Below are 25,517 nucleotides of genomic sequence, written 5' to 3' on the forward strand. Positions count from 1 at the left end.
ATAACGCCACAAACCAACACAAAAACAAATCAAACACAAAACAAAAAACAACAAACCAAACCCCATACAACACAAACCCCACCACACCACAAACAAAAAACAAAACCCAAATGGTGGGGCTGCCCGGATTTGAACCGGGGTCTATAGAGCCCAAGTCTACAAGCCTGGACCAAGCTAGCCGACAGCCCCTTGCCGTGGAGGTTGTAGGGAACATAATTTGGTGTGAGCCATAAAAACCTTAGTGTGTGTTGTGGGTGTGTTTGATGCGGGTTGGTTTTTGTGGCAGAGCATTTTGGGTTCTTGTTTAGTCACGTTTAAGGTATCCTAAAGTTCTTGCATGTTTTCTTGCAACCTCGCCAACCCAAAACACCAACCTATTAGCAGCCTATTGGGCTGCTTTTTTTAATTGTATGCAGAAAGGGGGGAGGGGGTAGGTAGTGGTGGCGTTGGTTGGGTGCTGTTTATCGTATGAAGAGTTTCATGAGGGCGACGATGGGTATCCATTGTCCGTCGATGAGGAGTTCTGCGCGGAGGCGTTGGTTGGGGTTTTTGAGGAAGTGCCAGATGATGAAGTATCCGTAGATGATGCCAAAGAGTAGGGCGGGTACGAATTGGATGAATAGTCCTTCTATTACGCAGAACGCGAGCCATAGGGCGAGGGTGCTGTTTGAGATTATGAGGAAGAATCGGGTTTTTGCTTTGCCTAGTGCTAGGGGTATGGTTTTGACTCCCGATATTGCGTCGCCTTTGGTGTCTAGGACGTCGAAGAGGATGGTGTTTACGAGGACTTGCATGAAGATGTATGAGAAGACTAAGGTGATTTTTGAGGGGTCTGCGGCTTGTAAGACAACGGGGAGGAATGTCCCATATATGCTCCAGCTAAACGCTACTACAAAGCTTTTGGCGCCTGTGAGTTCTTTGAGGCGGGGTACGCCTGGGATGATTTTGATGCTGTATAGCAACCCGACAAGGATGGGGACTATCAGTATGGCGAAGGCTATGGGGTTTATGAAAGCACCTATGGCCAAGCTTGCACTTAGAGAAACTGCTGCAGAGGTAACGTAATGTTTGGTGCTTCGTGATGCTGCTTCAGGTCGGTTGATGGCGTCTTCAACTTTATCCGTGGCTTTGTTTAGGTTGTAAATGGCAAAAACCGCCAAAGATGCCGCCACAAGTATTGCATAGTTAATTTGGGTGCCATACAACAAATACCCAAAAAGAACAATCAAAGGAGCATCTAAAGCTAAAAGAAGAGACGAAGAGGTTATAAATTTCGCTATTTCTTTAAACATTTTTATGTCATCCTTTTTTACGTAGGTTGCCAGAGTCAGGGTCTATTTGCGTGCTGTCGAGTAGGGTTTGCTGGAACAGTTTTTCGCCCCATTGTACAGCTTTTGGGCTAAGGCTGATGAGGTCCATGCTGTCATCGTATGCTCCGTCATGTCCAAAGAGGCCTAAACTAAAGTTTTTCTCCGTGATTGTCAATGCAACTTTTAGGTTCTCGTTTAGATAAAGTTTTAACGACCCGTCTTTCATGTTGCTGCTTAGGTTTTGGATTCTAGTTGCAGTAAGGGTCTTGTTGAGGATATCCGTGGTGAGTATGAGTTCAACCTTGTTTCCTTGGTTAAGAAGATGCTCTATAACGGGGACGTAGTCTTGATGGAATATTGGGGATATTCCCCTCACCCTTTTGGATGCAAGCAGAATCTGCAGAAACGTGTCGTAAACTTTGCTTAGGTTAGTTTTGTCGGTTTGGATTAACGTGGATTCTTGAAGGTCTCCTAATGTGAGCAAGAGATGCGATGGAATAGGGGTTATGTCATGGGTTAGCCAGAACTCCTTGAATTCTTCTGTGACCCGAAGCGCATTTTGGTAATTCTTACATATATGTGCTCCGATAAGCCCTACAGACGTTAATTGGTATGCGCCATCAGTTTTGGTGGTCATATGTTGCTTTTCAAATTCTTTTAACGCATGCAGAATAGTTGTTTCTCTGGTTTGGATGTTGCTCTTCAATTCAGATAGCTTTTTGCTTTTCCCTATGAGACTAAGTAAGATTCTGGTTTTAATTTCTGATCTAAGAGGTGCAAGGTAGTCCAAGCAAAACCCCATGCTGTGTATTTGCATGGGTTTATATTTAAGCATTGGTTTACTTTGTCTGACTTTCTTTTGGAGCGCCTGCGCAGATTTGGTATTGCTTAAACCAAGCAATATTGTCGATGTTTGGCAAGGTTTATATTTGGAATGGGTTATACCGTCTCTGGAATCGAGGAGTGAAGGACGATGAGTGCCCCGATGGAAAGGCAAGACATAGTAGAGGAGAGGTTGCTGGTTCTCAAATGTGAATGCGGCACAAAAATTTTGCTTATTCCTGATGTTGAGGTTATGAGCCGTGCTATAGCAACTCACGTTGAAGAACATCGTAGCCGAGAACGTGACCCTATCAAAGCCGAAGCAAACGCACAACGCATAGAAAACACCCTTATACGACAGCTTATAACAAAAGTTGTTCAAGCCCACCCCTAATCCCTCTACTTTACTCATCACACCTTTTTTATTACCAAAAACCTATCCACGAACTTGGCTTACGACAAAAATTGGCTACTTGTTTGTGGAGCCCCGAGCGGGCTTTGCTCCCGCGGCCTGCTGCTTACGAGGCAGCCGCTCTGCTGGGCTGAGCTATCGAGGCTTGAACTGCTTGCAGCCTTAATTTGAGAATGTATTGTTATTTTTAAATGGTTTGTTCTACGGCGTGGGCGCGAGTTTTAAATTAGAAGATTTGCAAGAAATACTTGGGAGTTACCGTTGGTCCTGTGAGAGGGTTAATTCGTGGTTGGAGATAGAGTAGGCTTAGGCTTAAGTGAGCAGGGAATTATCAAGATTCTAAAACGAAACTTTGAATCCATGCCCCAGATGACTGTGCCCTTTGGCGACGACGTTTCTGCCGTGCCCATAGACGAGGGCGAAGTTGCAGTTTTAAAAACCGACATGCTCGTAGGCAAAACCGATGTCCCCCGCGGCATGAGCCTGTGGCAAGCTGCACGCAAAGCCGTAGTCATGACCGTTAGCGATTTCGCCTCAAAAGGAGTCCTGCCAAAAGCCGCCCTGGTCTCTTTGGGGCTCCCTCGCGGATTAATGCGCAAAGACGTAGAAGAAATCGCCAAAGGACTCAACGCAGGCGCACGCGAATACGGCACTTACATTATCGGCGGCGACACCAACGAAACCTCAGATTTAGTGGTGGCCATTCAGCTTTTTGGCTCAACCAGAAGTGAGGGTCTGATGCTGCGTAGCGGCGCAAAACCAGGCGATATTTTGGCTGTTACAGGCTTTTTTGGGAAGACTGCGGCGGGGTTGCGTTTGTTGCTGGAGGGTTTTGCGGCGGCGTCTGGTTTGCGTGATGTTTTAGTGGGTTCGGTTTGTATGCCTGTGGCGCGTTTGAAGGAGGGAGTGGCTTTGCGTGGTTCGGGGGGTGTGACGGCGTGCATGGATTCTAGTGATGGTTTGGCGTGGTGCTTGCATGAGCTTGGAGTACAGAGCAACGTGGGTTTTGTGGTTTCAGCATTGCCTACCGCGCAGGACGTAAACCGTTTTGCAGACTTTAACGGCTTAGACGCCTGCGAGTTGACGCTATACGGAGGCGAAGAATACGAACTCGTAGCAACAATCAACCCCAAACTATGGAGTCAAACCGAAAAAGCTGTGGAAGCCGCAGGCGGACAACTACTCCCCATAGGCAAAGCCACCCGCAACAAACAACTAATCCTTGACACCGACGGTGAGAAACGCCCCATCAAAGCCCGCGGATTCGAACATTTCCAGCGTTCCTAAACTTGGCTGGGCGGTTTTTCCTGCTGATCCAAAGCATGGTTGATTATGGTTATGCATGAGGCGGCGAGGTAAGGGGTTTTTCCTAGGCTGATTTTTTGTCCGTAGCGCAGGGCGAAGCGTTCTGCGGTTTTGGGAAGCCCCACGTGGTCGCCTAGTATGAATAGGGGGTTTGGTTCGATGTCTGTGTGGGCTATGTTTGCGCCGCCTTCTTCGAGGACGTAGATGCTGTTTGTCTGCGCCTTTTGCTTGATGAGGTTCTCAAAACTGTTCTTGCCCAAGGCTACGCCAGGATGAGCTTTGCCGCTGAATGTTTTTTTAAGTATAGCCTGCCAGGTTTCAATGTTAGTACGCACATCATAGAGTTGTTCGCCGTTAATGCGCAGGTGCAAGGGTGGGTTTGGGGCGCCGTTTAGGATGGCGTGGAAGTTGACGTCGCGGCGCAGTCCGTGTGATAAAAACAGGCTTGTAACTATGCACTCATAAACAATATCCAAGCGCCCTGCATCATGCAAGCTACTCCAATTAGAATCTGTACGTCCCTGCCTAGAAAACAACACAAACTCGCGCATACCCAACATCTGCTAACCACAACGCGCTGTAGCTTTTAGTTATTTCGAAGCCTCCTTGGCTTAACAAAAAAAGAAGGGTTGTTAGGTCATGAAGCGTTTGATGGTTTCGTAGAGTACACTGGTTCCAAAAACTAGGTTTTCTATGGATATGCGTTCGTCGATACCATGTTCGCGCCTTGTGGCTTTTATGCCGTAGCGGTTTTCGCTGTGCATAGGGTGGAAGCCGTAGCAGGTGCTGTTTTTTCGTCGGAAGAAGCGTGAGTCGGTGCCACCTGTCATGAGCATGGGGACAACGCCGCTGTTGGGTTCAAAATCAGCTATGACGTCTGTGATAGTTTGGTAAAGTGGTGTTTGGATTGGGGATTCGGAGGGTTCTTGGGCTTGGATGGGTTCAAAGGAGAGTTTGTCTAAGCCTACTTCGGTGAGTAGCGATTTTATCAAGCCCAGTGCCTCTTGGATGGAATGACCTGGAAGTATTCTGCAGTCAAAAACTGCCGTGCACTCGGAGGGTATTACGTTTTCTTTGACGCCGCCGCAAATCATGGTTGGCGTTATGGTCATGCGCAATCTGGGGCGAAGCTCGTCGACTACGGTTGCTTCGGTTTTCTCCAAGCCGTCCAGTAAAGTGTCGCTGCCTTCAGGGTTGGACAGCACCTGCATAAGCGGCTCTTGCAAGCTGACTTCTTTAGCTGCTAAGTCGCCCAGAAAATACTTCACCGTAGAGCACAACTCGACAGGTGAGAGGTAGCTGCCCAGTTTTGTGACCACCTGATTCATACGTGTAATGGCGTTATCTGCGGCATCAGGCATTGAACCGTGACCTGGAATTCCACGTGCCCTAATCCTGAGCCATAGTAGCCCTTTCTCTGCAACCTGTACGGTGAAAACGTTGCCGCCCCGCAATGGTATGGTTGAGCCGCCGCCCTCATTCAGTACGTAGGGGGCAAAGATTTTGTCGGGATGCGTTTTGAGCATGTATTCTGCGCCCATGACTCCGCCTGCTTCTTCGTCGGCGGTTGCTGCCAAAATCACGTCTCCCTTGAGTTTGACGCCGTTTCTTTTTAGGAGTTTGAATGCCATGGTTTCTATGGCGGTCATGCCTTTCATGTCTAGGGTGCCGCGTCCCCAGACGAATCCGTCTTTTACTACGCCGCCAAAAGGGTCTACGCTCCATTCTGCAGGGTTTGCTGCTACGACATCTAGGTGAGATAGTAGTAGGAGGCTGGGTTTTTCGTCTGTGCCGCGTATTCGTGTGACGACGCTGCCTCGGTTGGGAGCGGACTCAAAGATTTCGCAGCTAAAGCCGTCTTGTTTTAGGTTTTGGCTTAGGTACTGGGCGGCTTTTGTTTCGTTTCCAGGGGGGTTGGTGGTGTTTATGCGTATGAGGTCGCTTAGCAGGTTTGTGACTTCTTCTTCAATCTCTTTTAGGATGGGCGGGCGCATTTTTGGTTTCACATCGAAGTAGAATAGCCTGTGTTCTCTTAAGCGTTTCTTGTGTCTTATGGCGGAGTATAAGCATAATCCAAGCAAATTGAGGGAGTAAAATCTGTTAAGCCAACATGAAGTTTATATATGAATGTTAAAATGACTAAGAGACAGAATCAACTTCAGAATAAGGCAGATAAAAATGAAAGAACTGAAACCTTTGGACTATCAACTCCTGTTCGAACTTATGAAGGATTCCCACCGAAGTGACCGCCAACTAGCTAAGGCACTTGGAATTTCTCAGCCCACCGTCACAAGAAGGCGGGCAATGCTTGAGGACAGCACCATTGAAGGCTACACTGTTATTCCCAAGTTTGGGCAAATCGGCTTTGAGCTGGCAGCCTTCACTTTTCTGAAGACCAAGCTCAACAACTTGAAAGGTGACGAGAAAGACAAAACCCTAAGCAGCTTCAAAGAATGGTACCTAAAACAGCCAAATGTAGTTGTTGTTTTGGATGGTCAAGGCATGGGTTGGGATGCAGTCTGCGTTTCTTTGCACGAAAACTATACAAGCTTTGCAGAATTCCTCAGAGCTCAAAAAGCAGAATTCGGAGAATTAATCACTGAAACCCAAAGTTTCCAAGCCGACCTAAAACCCGAAGCAATAATCAAATCCTTCCACCTCAAATACTTGGCAAAAACCAAGTAACCCCCATTTCCCACTAAAACAACCCGCCAAACACTTTTTTATTTACTACCCCGCGATTCCCAGTCCTCTTTAAGCTTCTCCGCCAAATTCCCATCCTCCAAAATAAACGCGCCTCTATACCCACAATTCCTACACTGCCAAAGCGACCAAAACTGAGGCAAACCCTGCGCCCAAAAAATATCCGTAGAACCACAACGCGGACAAAATTTCTCCCCACGCCGCTTTGAATTCTCCTCTTTACCAGTTGCCACCACAATTCACCGTTGCACAATAAACTATCCCCTGCCTTCTTAAAAAGACAACATCACGCAACCTAAATCTGCCCTGCACTGGCGTGCCTGCAACCTTTCCAAAAGTCTCTTTTGGTTTGTGCAAGGTTTATAGATTAATTTGAGTATTGTTTGTTGCTGCGGAGATTTTGTTTTGCTGTTTGGCGTTGAGTTACCTGTGTTTTACTCTTTGGCGGCGGCGTTGGTTTTAGCTTTTGTTAATTTGTATTCTCACAGGATGCGGCTTTACGCGGGGATTCACAAGAACCGTGCTTTGTCTTTTTTTGGGGGGATAACGGCTGCGTATGTGTTTTTGGGTTTGCTTCCTAAGCTTTTGCAGGCGGGGGAGCATTTGAGTGAGGTGTTTGGGAGTTCTTCGCTGGTGGGTTTTTATGAGGACGACCTTTTCTTGGTGGTTTTTTTGGGTTTTTTGCTCTTCTTTTCTTTGGAGCATTTGGCTACGCGTTCAAGGCGTGAGCAGCAAACTGTAACGGGGCAAAAACTTAGGCATACCCAAGCGTCCACGGGTGTTTTCGTGGCGCACTTTTCCAGTTTTGCCTTCATGACGTTTGTGATAAGTTTTCTGCTGCTCTTTGAATTCCAGTTAAGTCCTATCACTGCAGTTCTCTACACTTTAGCCGTGGCGCTGCACCTAGTGATTATGGACAACTCCATGGTACAACACTACAAATGCCTACAAGTCAGCATAGGACGATACATAGCCGCCCTCATCCCCCTCATCGCGTGGCTGGTCTCAGTAATCTTCCCCGAAGGCATAACCCAAGCATACTTCATGCTAGCCCTAGTCTCAGGAGTGATTCTATACCACGCAATACGCAGCGAAGTCCCAAACATAAACAGAAAGAAAAGCCTAGCTCTATTCATCACAGGAGCCCTAATCTACTCCATCCTACTCATAGCTCACGACTTAGCAATCGCCATCTAAAAACGACAAGTTGCTTTTGTAAACCAAAACAGGTGCAGTTTAAGATAAAAAGAAAATAAAGGAAAGAAGAGGGTTTATTTTTTGTTTAATTGTTTGCGCATTTCTTCGTAGGTGGTTTTGATGTCTTCTACGGATGCGTCGTCTTCTAGGGTGGATACGTCACCGATGGGTGCGCCGATGAGGACTGCTTTGAGGATTCTGCGCATGATTTTGCCGCTACGTGTTTTGGGTAGTTTGTTGACCATGACGATGGCGTCGGGGGTGGCGATGGGCCCAATGGTGCTTCGGATGTGTTTGACTAGCTCTACGCGTAGTTCTTCGCTGGGTTGGTGTCCGCTGCGCAGGGTGATGAATGCGACGGGGACTTCGCCTTTGACTACGTCTTCTTTGCCCATAACTGCTGCTTCGGATACTGCGGGGTGAGAAACCAAAGCGCTTTCGAGTTCAACGGTGCCGATGCGGTGACCTGCGACTTTCATGACTTCGTCTGCTCTGCCAAGGAGCCAGAAGTAACCGTCTGTGTCGCGCACGGCGTAGTCGCCTGTGTAGTACGTGTTTGCCCATTTGCCAAAGTATGTCTGTTTGAAGCGTTCAGGGTCTTTCCAAAGGGTCTGGAGCATGCCTGGCCAGGGGGTCTTGATTACAAGGAAACCTTTGGTTCCCGCGGGGACAGGTTGACCTTTCTCGTCGTAGATTTGCGCGTCAATTGCGGGCAATGGCAAAGTTGCAGAACCTGGTTTGAGTGGGGTTAGTTCGATGCCTGAGAGCGGGGAAATCATGAATCCGCCTGTTTCTGTTTGCCACCAAGTGTCGATGATGGCTAGTTTTTCTTTGCCGACTACGCGGTAGTACCATTTCCAGGCTTCGGGGTTGATTGGTTCACCGACGGTGCCTAGGATGCGTAGGCTGCTAAGGTCATGTTTGTTGACGTAGTCTTCGCCGAATTTCATGAACATGCGCACTGCGGTGGGTGTACCGTAGAGGATGTTGATGCCGTGGCGTTCAATCATGTCCCACCAGCGGTCTTTGTCGGGGAAGTCGGGGGTGCCTTCGAAGAGGAATGCGGTGATGCCTAAGCTTAGGGGTGCGTAGACGTTGTAGGTGTGTCCTGTAATCCAGCCGATGTCGGCGACGCACCAGTAGATGTCTTCTTCGGTGGGGTTGAAAGCCCATTTGAGTGTCCAGTAAGACCAGACGAGGTAGCCTGCTGTGCCGTGTTGGACGCCTTTGGGTTTGCCTGTGGTTCCTGAAGTGTAGAGGATGAACAGTGGGTCTGAAGCAGCCATTTTTTCAGGTTCCACATACGCGCTTGCGCCTGCTTGTGCAAGAGCATCATCATACCAGACGTCACGTCCTTCCTGCATCTCAACTTCTTGACCCGTGCGTTTAACCACAATAACTTTCTCTACGCTGGTTGCGATTTTCAGGGCGCGGTCGGCGTTGGCTTTGATGGCAACAGATTTGCCGCGTCTAAAGGAGCCGTCTGCGGTGATTAGGATTTTTGCGCCGCTGTCGTTGATGCGGTCAGCAAGGGCTTCAGCGCTAAAACCTGAAAAGACTACTGCGTGAATGCCGCCTAAGCGGACAGCTGCAAGCAAGGTGATTGGTAGTTCGGGAATAACGGGCAAGTAAACGGCTACGCGGTCGCCTTTTTTAAGTCCAAGGTCTTGGAGGGCTTTGGCGAGTCTGTTTACTTCGCGGTAAAGCTGGTAGTAAGTGTAGGTTTTAACTTCGCCCATTTCGCCTTCCCAGATGTAGGCAAGCTTGTTCTTCCTGCTGGTTTTTACATGCCTGTCAAGGGCGTTGTAGGAAACGTTAAGCTCTGCGCCTTCAAACCATTTGTAAAATGGCGCATCAGAGTCATCTAGGACTTTGTCGGCTGGCTTGAACCAGTCGATGGCTTTTGCTTTCTCTGCCCAAAAAGCCTGCGGGTCTTTAAGGGCTGCTTCCCAAATTTGTTTTCTTTTCTCTCCAGAAGAAACCGGATTACCTGGTGGAGAATATTTTTCGTTGAACGGTAAGCTAGCTTCAGACATTTTCATCAATCCACGAATACGTTAGGAAAACCGTTCAGTTCGGAGAGTATAAAGTTTTTCGGTTTCTCTGCTTAAAAGTAAAAAAGACCCTGCTTGATTATGAAGTAAAGAAAACCCTGTGAAACTTTTTTGGCGGGCGAGAAAAAACTGTTGTAGCTTATGCCTTGAAAGCCTCTTGCGGTCGAAACTATAATTTGCATTTTTCAAACCGCCTAAACCTGATGCATAAAAACCTGAATAAATTGGGGGTGCAAATAGAAAAAGGGTAGTGTGTGGTGGTTGGTTGTTTATTGGGTGGGGCAGATGGGGAGTACTGTTTTTTTGTTGGCTTCGTTTAGGACTTCTGCGAATGCTAGGTAGACTGCGCTTAAGCCGCATATGACGCCTTCGATGCCGACGAACGTGTTGAAGGTGATTGTTCCTGATATTACGGGGTTGCCTGTTATGTCTCTGATTGTGAGCAGGAAGAACAGCACGGTTAAGCTGGCGAACACGAATTGCAGTGCACGGTTAGTTTTTAGTGTGCCAAAGAACATGGCAAACGTGAACAGTCCCCACATGAAAAAGTACGCCGCCATGGCAGTTTCTGTTGGGGCTACTAACCCGTTGAAGAAGGTCAGTTTAGGCAGGACCAACAAAAGTACCAAGGACCACCAGAATAAGCCGTAGGATGTGAACGCCACGGTGCCGAAAGTGTTGCCTTTGCGGAACTCCATGATGCCCACGATTACTTGTGCTAAGCCTCCGTAAGCTATGCCCATCGCCAGTATCATTGTGTCTAAGGGGAACAAGCCCGCGTTGTGCAGGTTCAGCAGGACGGTTGTTAAGCCAAAGCCCAGCAGCCCAAGAGGTGCTGGATTAGCAAATTTTTCACTCATTGTTTCACATCGCGAAGGTTTACCGTTTTAGACGTTTGTTCACCGTTTTAGCATATAAACCCTTGGTGTCTGCCTCATGCTTTTCTTCGTTTGCTTGTAATGTATTTGCCTACTTCCAATGAGCTAAAGACGATGGCTGCAAACAGTAGTGCAACACCCCAGTCCATGAGTGCGGGCGCGTACATGTACATCACGCTTTCAACTTCTACGCCTAGGAAGATTTCTTGGATGCCGGGTACGTAGAGCACGAGCAGTTGTAGGGCAAAGGAGGACAGCAAAGCGTACCATAGGTACTTGTTCTTGAACAAGCCGACTTTGAGCACGGGGTACTTGAGTGAACGCGCAGATAAGGCAATGGCTAACTCTACCACGACCATGTTGACAAACAACTGCGTTCTTGCCATCGCAAGCTGCTCAGGACCCAGCCACGGTTGGCTGTTAAAGAATGCAAACAGCATCAAAGCCGTTGTTATGATGGGCGTAATTATCAGGTACATCCTTACGTCGCGCGTGAATATGCTGCCCTTGGGGTTGCGGGGTTTGCGCTCCATCAAGTCAGGGTCACCGGGGTCAACGCCTAAAGCTATGGCAGGCAAACCGTCTGTGACTAGGTTGATCCAGAGAATCTGCACTGCGGTTAGGGCGATTGCGGCGTTGTAGATGTTTTCTTGTCCGATGATAGTTGAGCTCAGACCTGGCGAAAACACCTCGGCGAGGTAGGGGACTGCGACGACGGCTATGAACATAACGAGGATTTCCATGATGTTGCATTGCAGCAGGAAGGTTAGGTACTTCTTGATGTTGTCAAAGATTTCTCTGCCTTCTTTTACGGCTTTGACTATGGATGCAAAGTTGTCGTCTGCAAGGATCATGTCGGCGGCTTCTTTGGTTACTTCGGTTCCTGTGACGCCCATGGCAACTCCGATGTCGCTCATTTTGAGGGCGGGTGCATCGTTTACGCCATCTCCGGTCATGGCTACGACTTGGTCTTTGGTCTTCCATGCTTTGACTATGCGTGTTTTGTGTTCTGGTGAAACTCTGGCGTAAATGACGGTGTTCTCAACTGCGTTGACCAACTGCTCATCAGTCATTGCTTCTAGTTCAGGACCTGTAAGCACTTTGCCTTCGTCTTTCTCGCCCAGCAGGTTAAGTTCTTTAGCTACAGCGGTTGCGGTGAGCTTGTGGTCTCCTGTAATCATGACAACGCGAATACCTGCGCTACGGCACAAGCTGATGGCGTCTTTTACTTCGCCGCGTGGCGGATCAATCATGCCCATGATGCCTACAAAGATAAGGTCTTTTTCAATGGTCTCATCAAAGCTGTCCATGTCTGCAGGGAGTTCTTTGTATGCAAAACCCAAGTTTCGCAGCGCCTGCAACGCCATCGCTTCAGTAACCTTTAGCAGCTCTGTTTTGTGTTCTGCAGTTAGTTTTTCGACTTTACCATTGTGTAGTATACGCGTGCATTTTTGAAGCACCACTTCAGGCGCGCCTTTCATGTAGGCAGTTTTCTTTTTGCCTGCTACATGCACGGTGGTCATGCGTTTGCGTTCAGAGGAAAACGGCACTTCAGCGATGCGGGGTTCTTGCTTGTATAACTCTTCCTTCCAAAGCCCAGCTTTTGCCGCGGTAACAATTAATGCGCCCTCTGTGGGGTCGCCTTTGATTTTCCATTTGTTGCTTTGGACGTCTTTCTCTAAGCTGGAGTCATTGCACAACGAAGCAACTTTTAGAAGCGTTTTTAGTTGCTCGTCGGGCGTGACGGTTTTGTCTTCTATTTGGAATTCGCCTTCAGGCGCGTATCCTGTGCCTGTGACTTTCATGGCGGTGTCGTTGAAGTAGATGCGTTGGACGGTCATTTCGCCTTTTGTCATGGTTCCTGTTTTGTCTGAGCAAATGACGCTGGTGCTGCCCAAGGTTTCTACGGCGGGAAGCCGCTTTACGATGGTGTTGACGCTTGCCATGCGGTACATTCCAATGGCTAATGCGCCTGTTACGATTGCGGGCAACGCTTCGGGAACTGCGGCTACGGCAAGGCTAACAGCCCACAGGATCATCTCAAGGACCGGACGCTGCTCAACAACGATGCCCACCGTGCCAACGCCGATGCATATGACCACGGCAAGGACACCGATTAGTTTGCCCACGCTTGCCATGCGCCGCTCTAACGGCGTTTTTTCTTGGCTGGTTGTTTGTACCATCTTGGCGATTTTGCCAAACTCTGTTTCCATGGCGGTTGTTGTGATAACGGCTTTGGCTCTGCCGTAAACAACTACGGTTCCAGTGAAAACCAAGTTACGCATATCGTTAAGCTGTGTGTCAGCTGCCAACGCTTTGGTGGTTTTGTCAACTGGCGCGGATTCGCCTGTTAGGGCGGCTTCGTCTAGTTTGAGGTTGTGTGCTTCAAGAAGCCGTGCGTCAGCTGGAACCTTATCGCCAGTGTATAGCAAAATCACATCGCCAGGCACTAGCTCTGCGGCGGGAACGGTAGTTTCTTTCCCGTCGCGCAGCACCGTGGCGGTTGGCGCCGTCATCTTTTTGAGGGCTTCTACAGCTTTTTCGCTGCGGTATTCCTGAGTGAAACCTAGCACTGCACTTGCGATGACTATGGCTACGATTATGAGTGCGTCGATGGTTTCGCCTATCCATAAAGAGAGTCCTGTGGCGATTAGCAGGATTATCATGAGGATGTCGGTGAATTGGGACAGGAATAGTTTGATGGGGGAGGTGCCTTTTTCTTTTTTGAGTTCGTTGGGTCCGTATTTGGCTATGCGGGTTTTTGCTTCTTCAGCGGTTAAGCCTTCTTGTTTAGTTTGAAGTTCCTCAAGTGCCTCTTCAGGTTTTAGGGCGTGCCAAGGTTTCACTGTGACATAACAACTCCGATTTCAGCTAACCCTTTCTCATTTACACCTATAGATGTTTCTGCACCATCCACACCAAACCTCCTTGCAGTGCCTCATTTTTGCTCCATAACCCTCAAAACAAGCCTCAAATCATGCATGCAAACCCGCGAAAAGACCACGTTTCTGCTAATAGATAGCCTCGACACAAAAACCCGCTTTACAGAGGCGCGCCTAAAGTTTTGGGGCGGTATGGGACGAAAAGTTCTTAAGGAATTGGGTATTTCTCCTAAGCGCAATAGAACGCAAGTTCACAACCTACAAAGGTTAAAATACCCGAATAGAGAGGTGAAAAGTATGGAAAATATTTACGCCGCAATGCTTCTTCACAAGGCAGGTAAAGAAATAACTGAAGATTCAGTTACAAGCGTCCTTACTGCAGCAGGAGTTACTGTTGATGCAGTACAAGTCAAAGCATTAGTTGCTTCACTAAGCGAAGTTAACATTGATGAAGCAATCAAGGCAGCACCCACGATGATGGCAGCATCCGCCGCCCCAGCAGCCGCCCCAGCAGAAGACAAACCCGCAGCACCCAAAGAAGAACCCAAGAAAGCAGAAGACGACAAAGCCAAAGAAGAGGAAGCACTCGAAGGACTCGGAGCACTATTCGGGTAAACTCGCCCACTCCCTTCATTTTAATTCCTACCCTAATTTACATCCTAAACCGTTTTCTTTTTCAACAAACCTTCTCTGAACCCAAAAACTAACTAAGTGAAAAATAGGGCTTAGATGGCTGGGTCAGGCGCTGTTGACGAAGTTGTTGGCGGCGTTGGCTGTGCTGGTTGGGGTTGTTTTCCGCGTTCAGCAAGCATTTTTGCTCCGACAACAGGTAGCCAGCCCAGAATAATTGGCAGCGTTGCGGGTAATCCTCTTGAGGGCAGCATCGCGGACAACTCTGGATTTATCAATGTGAGTTCGAATATACCAAAGGATATGCATATTGCCGCCAAAGCTATCAGCGCGATTTTCTTTCCGTATCGTTTGTAGGTTTGTGTTATGAGTATGCCTGAGAAGAAGAAGTCGCCTAGTCCTAGCATTAGGATTTGTATGGCGCCCTCGGCGTTGTAGATGAAAGGTATTGTTGGGAATGCTACTAGGACGGGTAAGCCTAAGCCTGAGATGTGTTCGGCGGCTTCAAGCATGGTTCCTGTAACCCAGACCAAGATGATGTCCATGATGGTGAGGGCGGCTCCGAATATGAACACGGTTTTCCAGCTAAACAAGCTACTCAAGTACACCACGATTAGTATCGCAAAAAGTATGCCATAAACATCCACCAAGTACGGGAACCATATCGCTGACGGCGTGCCTGCTTCTGAGAACATACCGCTAAAGAAAAAGAACGAAAACAAGAACAACGCAGGCGCCAACGCTCCTAGGTACCACCGCTGTTTTGCACCCTGTTTTTGTGCAATAACTAAGACGGCGAAGGCGTATGTTGCTAGTCCTGCAAATGCCAAGGTGCCGTAAAGCTGCAATTCAGCGGGCATTGCCCCCAGAAAACCTGCGGCGCCTGCTACTATGCTTACGATTATGAATACTCCGCAGTAGAGCATAAGGCGGTTGTTTTTCATGTCGGAAAACGTGTAGGAAACAGTGAAGAGCAGCGAGGAATACGAGAACAAGAACAGGGCTAAAATGGCCATGCTGGGTATGAAAACCACTATGGAAACGGCAACGGCAATCATGCCCGCCATGAGTAGGGTGTCGCGGGTTTGCAGTTCACGTTCTTCTACCGTAGCTTTTAGTTTGGTTTCGGCTTTTGTGCTTAGAAAAGTAGCTACTAGCGTTACAATGAACAGTATCGAGGGCATGAGGATGTCGAATCGCATAGAAACCCAACTATCACACGGGCATTTAATTCTTTACCCGAATCCAAAGCGGCAACAAACCTGAAGAAACCCGCAAAAACACCAGGATGCAAAAAACAAAAACTTGGCAGTAAATGAAAAAAGGATGCTTGAAAACGAAGGAAGACCTTAGCTTAAAAATGGAGCTTAGTATCTTCGGGGTGGTCTTCGTTTAGCATAACATTCGCGGCAGTAAACTGGCCTAGTACCGTCTGGCTTGAATGGAACTTCACATTCCTTTCCGCAGTCAGCACAGGTAGCCTTGTGGAATTCTCTATTATACACTATTTCAACTCCTATTGCAGTCGGTGCAAAACAAGCTTGCACAAAACCACAATCTACAACCAATGGTTTAAACTTATCCATCCCAAACCCTCAGATAAACATGTCTGGGAGCATAAAACGTCTGTAAAAAGAGTTTGAATTGCTTAGTTTAGTGGCTTGTAGAAAAGGAAAAGAACCGTGAAGCAGCCTTCAGGTTAAAAGATGCGTTGTTGCTCCCCTTCGTTTTGTGTGGCTTGATTTTTAGGGCGTACGCGATAGTTCTGGGGAGCTAAAGTGGCTACTTGTTTTGGGTTTATCTGTTTCTTCGCCTTGCCCATACATGTTTGGATTCAAAACTTACGTTCCTGCGGGTCTGTTCTTGTACTCTGGCATTGTGTTTTGCGTAACATTCTTTGCAGTAAACAGGTTTGCCTTCAGTTGGTTCAAAGGGAACCCTTGCAGTTCCACCGCAGGCGGTACATTTGGCTTCAAACAGCGTTTTTTGTGTTATAACATTCACCTCTTTTTCTTTCAATCCTTGGAAATACTCAAAAAAATAATTCCCGATTATATCTAATAGAGGGTCGCATTAAACATAAAGGTTGCCGTCAAATACTCCAAAAAACTCCAAGCCACTGCGGAAGTAGCTGTGAACTGAAAGGTTTTATTAGTTGATCGCAAGAACGGTATTTGCAGCTGAGTCCCACATGAACTTCAAGTTAAACCATATGTTTGTACATGTTTGTGTTCTCTTCTTCGTTGCAGGGCTACTTTTTACTTGTGTTCCCAACGCAAATGCGACTCCAGCTGCCTCCTGGGTCACCATAAGCTCCACCTACCCCAACGACAGCCCCATATACCTACCCGCAGGCAAAAACAACACGTTTTCTTTTGAAGCCCTGTGGAGTTACGGTGCCAACGCAGGTCAAGCCATAGAAAACGCTTCCTTAAGCATACAGGTAACCAACAGCCAAGACACTGTAGTCAACACTTTGAGCCTCAATGTTTCTCGTGGACTTTGCTTTTTTAATTACTCCTGCTTGGACGCTCAGGTTTTAACGTTCACGCCAACGAAGCTGGTTACCTCTGATGGGGCTGAGTGGACGGGTGAGCTTTTGGATGCAGGCGAGAACCTGTTTGGGTTGCAGGCGCAGCCAATGGTTGTTTGGTGGGACACTTTTGAGGTATCCCTTGTAGACTGCTCCACCGCCGCTTTGGGGGAAACAGAGGTCTACGTTAACGTTACCCATATGCTGCTTCCACCCGAAGGCTTAACATTGCCTGCATGGGCAACCTACAACAACCAAACATTTCTGCCCAAAGCCGCCCAAAACGCAACGGTAACCATAAACGGCGTCAAAGCCCAAACAACCTCAAATGCAGGAGTTTACACGGCAAACGTTTCAAACATGCTCTTTACTGCTTACGTCCACGTCGAGGTTTCACAGGAAGACTGGGTTACAAACCACACTGGCTTTAGCTTCACCCACAACGCAAACGCTCCCCTCTGGCTTTTTGCCGGTGCCGCGGGGCTTGTCGGTTTTGTTGCTTTGTTGTTTTTGCATTTTCTTTCTCAACGCAGGGTTACGGGCGGTTTTTCGTTTGGGCGGAAGGATTTCTCTTTTCTTGGGGGTTTGTTGTTGGCGGCTGCGTCTGTTGTTAGCCTTTACTGGGGATTGGTTGGGATAGAAGGTGTGCTGCATGGGTTTGATTGGCTGCTGCTTTGCTCAGGCATAGCATCGTTTGGCTTAGGCTTAATGGGCTCTTTTTATGCTGTAAAAAAGAAAAACCAAGCATTTGCAATTTTAGTAACCGTTGCGCCCTTGCTCACAAACATAGTTTTTGTCCAGATTTCCCTGTCCAGTTACAATTTGGCGTTGTCTTGGGGCATAATGATTCTTGGGTTCGCCGTAGCTTTTTTCAGCGGCTTGTTGCTATCCAACGCAGACACGCAATTCTCCCAAGCTCGTTAACGAGTGCCGCCGTTGAAGTGCACGTTTAGCAGGGCAAGGGTTGCAAGTAGGGCTTCTTCGGTTCGCACGGTTTCAGTTCCCTGGTTGGGCACGGTGTTTAGCATAAAATCGACTAAGTCGTTTATGTTTTCGTCTTCGTCTTTGGCGATTTCAAAGAGCCCGCGGGTGGGTGCTCCAAACAGTACAAGGACGGTTTTGGCTTTTTGCCATTGTTTGCCTATGTTTTCTTTGGCTTCTTGGAAGCTGTAGGCAAACTTGGAGGTGCCAATGACCAAGTCAAAACAGCGGTTCTCTAAGAGCCGGCTCAACGACCTAGTTTCAACTGTGACCTTATAACCCCAGTACTGGCTAATTTCGTCGCGGCTGGCAAGCTCAACCTCCACGTTACCGTCCTTGACCCGCGCAATCTTCACTGTCAAACGCAAATTAACCACGCAATCCGCTTTAGGCAAAAACGCCGCTCGTTCAACTCCAACATCGACCATCACGCCGTCTTTGGCTTTGGAAACAACCACTCCTTCTCGGTATTCCCCCACCTGCAAATCGCGGATTTTTCCTTTGAGGGGGTGATGGGGCGTTCGTAGGGGCGGTAGGATTCCTGCAAACTGTAGTTCAGGTTTGATTCCGTAGAGTCGTTTGCGCAGGTACTGGGGAGTTTCCATGTAGCTGAGTAGGGTTTCTATGAGTTCTAAGTCACGGTGTTGCTTGGTTTTAGGGTCGTCGGCGTAGACTATTATTTCGTCGACGCAAAAGATTGCCCCAGCGCGTCCAATGGATCCGATTTTGGCGGTTTTTTCTCTTAGATGCGGGGTGTCGGCGATTACTGAGGCGGGTACTGCTATAATCAGTTGTTTTTTAGTCACGCGTATTCATCCTCGATGGAAAATAGGGATTGTATGTCTAGCATAGGAATCCAGAAATCAAATATAAACCTGCAGATGCATTGGTAACTGGGAGATTAGCTCATGGCATTTGTCGATAATATAGATGCAACACGGTCAATTGACAAAGATAACATGCTTTCCTATTGTGTTGACGCCGCAAAACATTACAGGGAATCAGCAGAAAACGCACAAAAAATCCGCTTAAACTACTCTAAACCCGCAAACATAATTATTGCAGGCATGGGCGGCTCAGGCATCGGCGGCGAACTGATCAAAGACTACACCCACAACAGCGTCCCCATTCCTATAGAAGTCAACAAAGACTACTATTTGCCCGCGTATGCCAACGAGAAAACCCTTGCGCTCATGGTGAGTTACTCAGGAAAAACCGAGGAAACCCTTAGCAGCTTTTTAGATGCTATAAAACGCAACTGCATGATTTTCTGCATAACCTCAGGCGGACCCATGCTAGAATACGCCCAAAAGCTGGGGTTGCCGTACCTGCAAGTGCGTGGGGGTATGCAGCCGCGTGCTGCCTTGCCGCATCTGTTTGTGCCCTTGCTTGTCTGTATGGAAAAACTCGGGTTTGCCCCGCGTACCTTAGAAGACCTCTCCCAAGCCATCACCCTCATGAAGCAAATCAGCGTGGAGAACGCACCCCAAAAACCCGCAGACACAAACCCTTCAAAGACTTTGGCTTTGAATTTGCATGGCGCAGCACCTGTCGTGTATGGTTCTGACATTTACCGCGGCGTGGTTATGCGTTGGAAGCAGCAGTTTAACGAAAACAGCAAGGTGCCCGCGAAATGGGAAGTTTTTAGCGAACTGAATCATAACGAGATTGTCGGCTGGGAAAACGATACTCAGTTAGGCAAAGATTACGCTGCCGTTTTGGTTCGCGACCAAGCTGAATCCGTAGCTATTCGCAGCCGAATTAAAATCACCAAAGGTCTAATGCAGTCTGTGTTGCCTAAACAGTTCGAGTTTTGGGCGCGCGGCGACAATGACCTTGCCAAAATGCTCTCCACCGTGCTTGTCGGAGACTTTGTAAGCGTATACTTGGCGCTGTTACGCAACGTAGACCCCACGCCCGTCAACAGCATAAACACCCTCAAAAAACAGCTTGAAGAAAACAAAGTAAAAGAAAAAGTAATCCGCGAACTAGAAAAACTCGCGGCAAAATAGACCTAAGCTTTTTCAACGAATGCTTTGAAAGCTTCTTCGACAGCTTCCAGAGGCAACATCTTGGGCGGATGCTTAAACCCGTAAGCACAAACCGCATCCAAAACACCCTTCTCCTTCTTATCCAAAGCCAACTTCATAGCGCGCAACACATCAAAGAGTACGCTGCCTGCGTTGGGGGCATCTACAGTGGAGAATTTGAGGTCAATTCGCATGGGAGTGTTGCAAAAGTATGTGCCGCTGACCCAGAAGTAGCTGTCACGTTTGTTTTGCAGAAAATCCACGTAATCAGTTGAGCCCGCGACGACTTCGGTTTTGTAGGGCAGCGAGGAGGCTACGGCTTGGGTTTTTATCTCGCGTTTAGCGTTGCGGGTACGCTCCATGGTATCTAAGGATTCGGTTCCGCCGCCTACATCTAGCTGATAGGTTTCGTCGATTTTCACGCCGTTCTTGCTTAGCAGCTGTAGTAGCGTTTTGTGTAGCGCCGTGGAGCCTACTTGGTTAACTAAGTCGTCTCCGATTAGGGGTAAGCCTGCGTCGGTGAAGCGTTTTGCCCACTGTGCGTTGCTGGCTATGAACGTTGGAGTAGCGTTTACAAAGCCGCAGTTTGCTTCTATAGCTCTGTGCGCGTAGAATTCGCAAGCTACGGATGCGCCGCTTGGAACCAAACACAAAACCACCTCAGCGCCCGAACTCTTAAGCACGGCTACAACGTCAACGGTGGGGTCTTGGCTAACTTCTACAACTTTGCCCGTGGACTCGCCAACACCATCCAGCAGCGAACCCTTCTGCACCACCACACCCAACTTGGGCACATCCGCAACTTTGGGCGCGTTATTTGGAGCAGCAAAAATCGCTTCTGAAAGGTCCTTGCCCACCTTGCGCGCGTCAACATCAAACGCCGCTACCACTTCGATGTCCTTGGGAGTTAAGCCGCCTAAACTGGGATTTCGCAAACCCACAAAATCCTGTTTGGGCGCACCGTAATATTGCAGCCCCTGAATCAAGGCTGAAGCGCAGTTACCCACGCCAACTAATGCAACTTTAACTTTCGGCATCCATGCCACCTACTACTTGGCTTTTCTTATTCACAATTCCCTATAAAAGGATACAGTGTCCCCACACAGCAGCTGGTTTGTAAACTCGCGGGGAAGCTTACGCTTTTATTTTCCAGATAGGTACTTTTACGGTGGAGATTAATCTTGTATGATAGTTTTTGAGCGCCCTGGACCTGCAAACACTCTTCAAGTTGTGGAAGCCGCCGCAAAAGATGCAGCGCGTGTGGAATGCGTGGTTGTGGCTTCTGTTACGGGTGAGAGCGCCGTTAAAGTTGCCCAGAGAATCAGCGGCAAGAAGGTTGTTTGTGTGACTTGTCCGCAGGGTATGAGTTTGCAGGTGAATAACATGAACGAGGACGTGTTCGCCGACATCCCCGAGCTTAAGGCACGGCGCGACTCTTGGGTCAAACAAGGGCTCGAAGAAGTGCCTATGTACCTCACAGCGAAAAACCAAGCAAAACTTGCCGAGCTCAACGTGCAGGTCGTACGCGGAACCATCCCCCTGTTTGGACCCACCTTCTCCATGCGCAGCCACCTCAAAAAAACCACAGCCCTTGACATCATGGCAAAAACCTTAGAACTCATCTCCACAGGCACTCTGGTGTGCCTAGAAACCGTACTCATGGCAACCGACGCCGCAGCAATCCCACAACAAACCCGCGTCCTTGCCTGCGCAGGAACCGAACTGGGTCTTGACACCGCATGGATAATCCGAAACAGCCCCTCAGCCCAACTCTTCCACCCAACCAACGGCCTACGCTTCCTAGAATGCATAGCCAAACCCGAACTCCCACGCATCCCAAAAATCAACGCCAAATACCTCAGCTAAAACCCCACACCTTTCTTTCACCAAACCTATTAGCAGCCTATTAGGATGCTGATATTAATTGTATGCAGAAACCATAGGGGGAGGGGGGTCAAAGAGCTTGGTTTGGGTGGGAAGGGACTTGTGTGAGGGTTAGTTCCATTTTTTTAGGAACAGGTTGGCTTTTTGTTGGAGTTTTTGTCTGCTGCTGTTTTTGTGTTTTTCTGCAAAAGTTAGCACTTTGGTTTTGTCTTGCGGGTCTAACGTTTCAAAAAAGCTGTCGAAGGTGTCTAGGGCGGTTTGGGCGATTATGCGTTTGCATTCTGCGGTTAGGTGTGGGGTTAATTGGAGGTTTTCTACCTGCAAAAGTGCGTTGGTGATTTTGGGGATGAGATACGGTTTGGCTTGGGCGATTTTTGCGGCGTTGTTTACGGTGTTGGCGACGGTTATTAGGTAGTCGCTGTTTAGCAGAGCGAAGTAGCGTTCAAAGTTGGGGTCGAACTTTTTTTGTGTATCTACGCTGCATAGGTTGGCTATGGCGGCGCTGGCGTTCCAAGTGAGGATGCGGTATTTGCTGTCTAAGAGGGACATGAAAAAGTCCATGTGCGGGTAGATTTGTGTGGGGTGTTTTTCGGTTAGGTCCATGAGGACTTTGCTGCAGCCGTATCGGATGGCTGCTTTGGGGGAAGAAACGCCTTCAAGAACGTGCTGTAGTAAACTAAAATCGTCTTCAACTTTCTGGTAGAGCTCCTCTTTGCTCAATGTCTTGTCTGCAAGCATCTGCAAAATTAAAGCCACAACATCACCTACAAGTAACTGTTGCGCCCAAACGGCATAAAAACTTTACCGCACAACCAAAAACGGCGCTGCTACGTGAACAGTTTAAAACCTACTTCGCCCGCTTTCTTCAAAACCTCATCAATTAGCAACCTTCGTATACGTTCCGCAGTTACTGTGCCTTCTTCGCGTTCATGCTCTGCCACATGAGCTTCCACCGCACGATTCATACCCATCAAATCAGGAACCAACAAAATCTCAAAACCGCACTCACACGTAATCAAAGGCAACCGCTGCTTTAGATGTGCTTCAACATCCACCATTGTTTCTGTCCTCGCAATAAACCAGCATACCCAAGAGCCTAAAAGAGAATGCTTCGAAAGCCACAATATGCCCAAAACAAAAACTTCATCCAAACCAATGCACCCGCCAAGTGTAATGCGCCTGTTTTTCTGTTTATGTGCTCTTGGTTGTAGCTATTTTATGTCAGGGTTTTTGCTGCTTGATTTGGGTTTGCAGTATTATATAGTGGGTTTCTATAAATTGAAAAATTTTATATAGTTCTGATTTGAAACATGCTTTTGCTAATTTAAGGAGAACAAAAAAATGAACCTGAAAATTAGTAACAGACAACTGTTTTCTGCAGCCACTTTGATTCTTCTTCTGTCTATATCTGCTTTTGCAGCAAGCATAAACACTACTTCAGCGCATGACCCTTCTTGGAGCATCCCAACATATGCCTTCATTAGCGTAGCTCCTACATCAGTCGGTGTAGGTCAACCCTTGGTGATAACAGTTTGGCTAGACAAGGTGCCTCCGACCGCAAACGGTGCATACGGAGACCGCTGGGACGACCTTACAATTGAAGTCACAAAACCCGACGGCAGCACCACCACTATAGGACCCTTCACATCTGACCCCGTGGGTTCTGGCTACGCCTCATACACCCCCGACCAAGCTGGCACTTACACTTTTCAATTCCACTTCCCTGGCGACACAATAACTGGTGAACCCGTTAACCCAAGCGGCTACACACGCTACACCGAATACATAGGTGACTACTACGAACCCAGCACAAGCGAAGAAGTAACCATCACAGTTACACAGGAAGAACGCGAATTCTGGCCTGAAAACCCACTGCCAAATAGCTACTGGGAACGCCCAATATACGCCGAAAACCGTCTCTGGGGACAAATCTCTGGTAACTGGGTAACAACGCCCCCGAGCAGCTTCAACCCCTACACCACAGCACCCGAAACGTCACACATAGTCTGGACCCGCGAATTAACCTTTGGCGGCATAGCAGGCGGACAATTCGAGGATATCCCCTACTACGACGGACTTTCATACCAACGATACATCCCCTCCCCCATCATAATACAAGGTAGACTCTACTACAACGAGTACCCAGACCTGCGATACGTCATCGATGGTTATCCCCCAGGTTTTTACTGTGTTGACTTGCGCACTGGAGAAACCTTGTGGTGGAAAAACGATACCGTGAATTTTGGTCAAGTGTACGATTTTGAATCGCCCAACCAGCACGGAACCTTTGCTTATCTATGGAAAACCGATGGCTCCACTTGGTACATGTATGACGCGTTTAACGGCAATGACTTGTGCACCATAATAAATGTGCCTTCAACGGGAGCTGCATTTAGTGCTTCACTAAAGAGCGATAGCCCCGATGGAAGCATCCTGATCTACAACGTCGGAAGAGAAAACTCATGGATAGCCTGCTGGAACACAAGCGAAGCAATCATGTACCCAAGCTATGAAGCGGGAAGCAACTATTACTGGAACTGGCGACCCAAACCAAACCAAATAATTGACGCCCAATACGGATACACCATGAACTCGACACTGTCAAGTCAAATACCCCCAGATGCATCTGTTAGCGGAATTGACTCGGAAAACCAGATACTGCTTTTCTCCACAGGCATGTCACGGTTGTACCAGACAATTCTTCCTTCCCCTACAGCCTACACTGACTGCGCAATTAGCCTAAACCCCGACAGCTTTGGCGAACTGCTGTGGATAAAAGAACGACCCTGGCCAGTTGGTAATGTAACCTTGAACATGGGCAACGTTGGCTCCAACGCATACGCTGTTTGGATAAAAGAAACCCGCGAATGGTACTGCTATAACCTCACCACAGGACAAGAAATGTGGACTTCTACTGTTCCACAGACATCATGGGACATGTACGGAATGGGCGGTGCTATGGCTTACGACAAACTGTTCTCGTATGGCTACGGCGGAATCCTCTACTGTTACGACCTGCCCACAGGTAATCTGGACTGGACATACATTGCAGAGGGCATAGGCTTTGAATCATACTACGGCAATTACCCGCTGTCATTAGGAGCTATAGCCGACGGTAAAATCTACATGTACTCTACTGAGCACTCACCTACAAAGCCTCAATGGCGTGGCTCCCAAATACGCTGCATCAACATCGAAGACGGAGCTGAACTTTGGACTATAGACCACTGGGGCAACCGACCCGCCATAGCCGACGGCTACTTAGTTGACCTCAACCTTTACGACAACCGCCTCTACTGCTACGGCAAAGGACAAACAGCCACCACAGTCTTAGCCCCCGACACAACTGTCCCACTAAACACACCCGTCCTAATACAGGGCACAGTTACTGATCAGTCACCAGGCGCCAAAGACACTCCCGCAATTGCCGACCAATACATGACTCAGTGGATGGAGCACCTTTACATGCAAAAGCTAATTCCCGCAGATGCCCAAGGAGTCACCGTGCACCTAACTGCACTTGACCCAAACAATAACGTGCAAGACATCGGCTATGTCACCAGCGACATGAATGGCTTATACAGCACTACCTGGACACCCCCAGTTGAAGGCGTCTATACTGTAATGGCAACCTTCGAAGGCACCAACTCCTACTTTGCATCCTACGCAGAAACCGCCATGTCAATCGGGGAAACCTCAGCAAACCCCATAGTATCCGCTTCACCAACAAGCGCCCCCCCACCAACAAGCGAAACACCAACCACCACCTACATAGCAATTGCAGCCGCAGCCATAATCATCATAGTCGCAGCCGCCGCAATCCTCCTACACAAACGCAAATAACCCAACCCCCTCTTTTTTACCACCCCAAAACCCAAAAGCAAACTTACGCTTAA

Annotated in this window: 23 protein-coding genes and 2 tRNA genes; 9 read left to right on the forward strand and 16 right to left on the reverse strand. The window is 48.3% G+C overall.

Annotation, left to right across the window (positions count from 1 at the left end; genetic code table 11):
* Positions 1-111: 111 nt before the first annotated feature.
* The 3 genes from NWF04_05570 to NWF04_05580 form a co-directional block, all read right to left on the reverse strand.
* Positions 112-189 (reverse strand) — tRNA-Pro (locus NWF04_05570).
* 272 nt (positions 190-461) lie between these two features.
* Positions 462-1,292: a UbiA family prenyltransferase gene (locus tag NWF04_05575; protein MCW4006048.1), complete on the reverse strand. Its 831-nt coding sequence runs from the start codon at positions 1,290-1,292 to the stop codon at positions 462-464.
* A gap of 7 nt (positions 1,293-1,299) precedes the next feature.
* A complete protein-coding gene (locus NWF04_05580) occupies positions 1,300-1,947 on the reverse strand; it encodes a DUF1724 domain-containing protein (GenBank protein MCW4006049.1) in 648 nt (215 codons plus the stop codon).
* Between the two features lie 336 nt (positions 1,948-2,283).
* On the opposite strand from NWF04_05580, the gene NWF04_05585 reads away from it, so the two are divergent.
* Positions 2,284-2,526, forward strand: coding sequence for a hypothetical protein (locus tag NWF04_05585; protein ID MCW4006050.1), 243 nt, complete (start codon positions 2,284-2,286; stop codon positions 2,524-2,526).
* Positions 2,527-2,612: 86 nt separating this feature from the next.
* Here the strand turns inward: NWF04_05585 and NWF04_05590 are convergent.
* A tRNA-Thr gene (locus tag NWF04_05590) sits at positions 2,613-2,689 on the reverse strand.
* A gap of 140 nt (positions 2,690-2,829) precedes the next feature.
* On the opposite strand from NWF04_05590, the gene thiL reads away from it, so the two are divergent.
* Entirely contained in the window at positions 2,830-3,831 is a 1,002-nt protein-coding gene (gene thiL / locus NWF04_05595) for a thiamine-phosphate kinase (protein MCW4006051.1), read from the forward strand.
* Here the strand turns inward: thiL and NWF04_05600 are convergent.
* Both NWF04_05600 and NWF04_05605 read right to left on the reverse strand, forming a co-directional pair.
* Entirely contained in the window at positions 3,828-4,400 is a 573-nt protein-coding gene (locus tag NWF04_05600; protein ID MCW4006052.1) for a tRNA (pseudouridine(54)-N(1))-methyltransferase TrmY, read from the reverse strand. The two genes, thiL and NWF04_05600, sit on opposite strands and share 4 nt — an antisense overlap.
* 81 nt (positions 4,401-4,481) lie before the next feature.
* A complete protein-coding gene (locus tag NWF04_05605) occupies positions 4,482-5,843 on the reverse strand; it encodes a M20/M25/M40 family metallo-hydrolase (GenBank protein ID MCW4006053.1) in 1,362 nt (453 codons plus the stop codon).
* A 184-nt stretch (positions 5,844-6,027) separates the two neighbouring features.
* On the opposite strand from NWF04_05605, the gene NWF04_05610 reads away from it, so the two are divergent.
* Together NWF04_05610 and NWF04_05615 are read left to right on the forward strand one after the other, a co-directional pair.
* On the forward strand, positions 6,028-6,534 hold the full coding sequence (locus NWF04_05610) for an Lrp/AsnC family transcriptional regulator (protein MCW4006054.1): 507 nt from the start codon (positions 6,028-6,030) through the stop codon (positions 6,532-6,534).
* A gap of 390 nt (positions 6,535-6,924) precedes the next feature.
* A complete protein-coding gene (locus NWF04_05615) occupies positions 6,925-7,749 on the forward strand; it encodes a hypothetical protein (protein ID MCW4006055.1) in 825 nt (274 codons plus the stop codon).
* 74 nt (positions 7,750-7,823) lie between these two features.
* On the opposite strand, the gene acs is transcribed toward NWF04_05615, so the two are convergent.
* The 3 genes from acs to NWF04_05630 all read right to left on the reverse strand — a co-directional run bounded on the left by acs (position 7,824) and on the right by NWF04_05630 (position 13,527).
* On the reverse strand, positions 7,824-9,785 hold the full coding sequence (acs, locus tag NWF04_05620; protein ID MCW4006056.1) for an acetate--CoA ligase: 1,962 nt from the start codon (positions 9,783-9,785) through the stop codon (positions 7,824-7,826).
* A gap of 287 nt (positions 9,786-10,072) precedes the next feature.
* Complete coding sequence (locus NWF04_05625; protein ID MCW4006057.1) at positions 10,073-10,663, reverse strand: acetate uptake transporter; 591 nt, start codon at positions 10,661-10,663, stop codon at positions 10,073-10,075.
* A gap of 74 nt (positions 10,664-10,737) precedes the next feature.
* Positions 10,738-13,527 (reverse strand): cation-translocating P-type ATPase, encoded by a 2,790-nt coding sequence (locus NWF04_05630; protein MCW4006058.1) that lies wholly within the window; start codon positions 13,525-13,527, stop codon positions 10,738-10,740.
* A gap of 333 nt (positions 13,528-13,860) precedes the next feature.
* Here NWF04_05630 and rpl12p point away from each other — a divergent pair, with 333 nt between their 5' ends.
* Positions 13,861-14,178 (forward strand): 50S ribosomal protein P1, encoded by a 318-nt coding sequence (gene rpl12p, locus NWF04_05635; GenBank protein MCW4006059.1) that lies wholly within the window; start codon positions 13,861-13,863, stop codon positions 14,176-14,178.
* A gap of 110 nt (positions 14,179-14,288) precedes the next feature.
* Here rpl12p and NWF04_05640 read toward each other — a convergent pair whose 3' ends face one another.
* The 3 genes from NWF04_05640 to NWF04_05650 all read right to left on the reverse strand — a co-directional run bounded on the left by NWF04_05640 (position 14,289) and on the right by NWF04_05650 (position 16,197).
* Positions 14,289-15,395, reverse strand: coding sequence for a hypothetical protein (locus tag NWF04_05640; GenBank protein MCW4006060.1), 1,107 nt, complete (start codon positions 15,393-15,395; stop codon positions 14,289-14,291).
* A 165-nt stretch (positions 15,396-15,560) separates the two neighbouring features.
* A complete protein-coding gene (locus tag NWF04_05645; protein MCW4006061.1) occupies positions 15,561-15,779 on the reverse strand; it encodes a hypothetical protein in 219 nt (72 codons plus the stop codon).
* 211 nt (positions 15,780-15,990) lie between these two features.
* Complete coding sequence (locus NWF04_05650) at positions 15,991-16,197, reverse strand: hypothetical protein (protein MCW4006062.1); 207 nt, start codon at positions 16,195-16,197, stop codon at positions 15,991-15,993.
* A gap of 208 nt (positions 16,198-16,405) precedes the next feature.
* Between NWF04_05650 and NWF04_05655 the strand changes: the two genes are divergently transcribed.
* The gene (locus NWF04_05655; protein MCW4006063.1) at positions 16,406-17,650 is read left to right on the forward strand and encodes a hypothetical protein; all 1,245 of its coding nucleotides are present in this window, start codon (positions 16,406-16,408) and stop codon (positions 17,648-17,650) included.
* Here NWF04_05655 and NWF04_05660 read toward each other — a convergent pair.
* A complete protein-coding gene (locus NWF04_05660; protein MCW4006064.1) occupies positions 17,647-18,513 on the reverse strand; it encodes an RNA methyltransferase in 867 nt (288 codons plus the stop codon). The two genes, NWF04_05655 and NWF04_05660, sit on opposite strands and share 4 nt — an antisense overlap.
* A gap of 102 nt (positions 18,514-18,615) precedes the next feature.
* Between NWF04_05660 and NWF04_05665 the strand changes: the two genes are divergently transcribed.
* The gene (locus NWF04_05665; GenBank protein ID MCW4006065.1) at positions 18,616-19,719 is read left to right on the forward strand and encodes a bifunctional phosphoglucose/phosphomannose isomerase; all 1,104 of its coding nucleotides are present in this window, start codon (positions 18,616-18,618) and stop codon (positions 19,717-19,719) included.
* Between the two features lie 2 nt (positions 19,720-19,721).
* Here the strand turns inward: NWF04_05665 and NWF04_05670 are convergent, their stop codons facing one another.
* On the reverse strand, positions 19,722-20,774 hold the full coding sequence (locus tag NWF04_05670) for an inositol-3-phosphate synthase (GenBank protein MCW4006066.1): 1,053 nt from the start codon (positions 20,772-20,774) through the stop codon (positions 19,722-19,724).
* 148 nt (positions 20,775-20,922) lie between these two features.
* On the opposite strand from NWF04_05670, the gene NWF04_05675 reads away from it, so the two are divergent.
* Entirely contained in the window at positions 20,923-21,603 is a 681-nt protein-coding gene (locus NWF04_05675) for a hypothetical protein (protein MCW4006067.1), read from the forward strand.
* 129 nt (positions 21,604-21,732) lie between these two features.
* On the opposite strand, the gene NWF04_05680 is transcribed toward NWF04_05675, so the two are convergent.
* Together NWF04_05680 and NWF04_05685 are read right to left on the reverse strand one after the other, a co-directional pair.
* Positions 21,733-22,377, reverse strand: a complete 645-nt coding sequence (locus tag NWF04_05680; protein MCW4006068.1) for a hypothetical protein — start codon at positions 22,375-22,377, stop codon at positions 21,733-21,735.
* Positions 22,378-22,448: 71 nt separating this feature from the next.
* On the reverse strand, positions 22,449-22,772 hold the full coding sequence (locus NWF04_05685) for a hypothetical protein (GenBank protein MCW4006069.1): 324 nt from the start codon (positions 22,770-22,772) through the stop codon (positions 22,449-22,451).
* Between the two features lie 190 nt (positions 22,773-22,962).
* Between NWF04_05685 and NWF04_05690 the strand changes: the two genes are divergently transcribed.
* Positions 22,963-25,464: a PQQ-binding-like beta-propeller repeat protein gene (locus NWF04_05690; GenBank protein MCW4006070.1), complete on the forward strand. Its 2,502-nt coding sequence runs from the start codon at positions 22,963-22,965 to the stop codon at positions 25,462-25,464.
* Positions 25,465-25,517: the final 53 nt, after the last annotated feature.

Source organism: Candidatus Bathyarchaeota archaeon, assembly GCA_026014465.1.
GTDB lineage: Archaea > Thermoproteota > Bathyarchaeia > Bathyarchaeales > Bathycorpusculaceae > JADGNF01.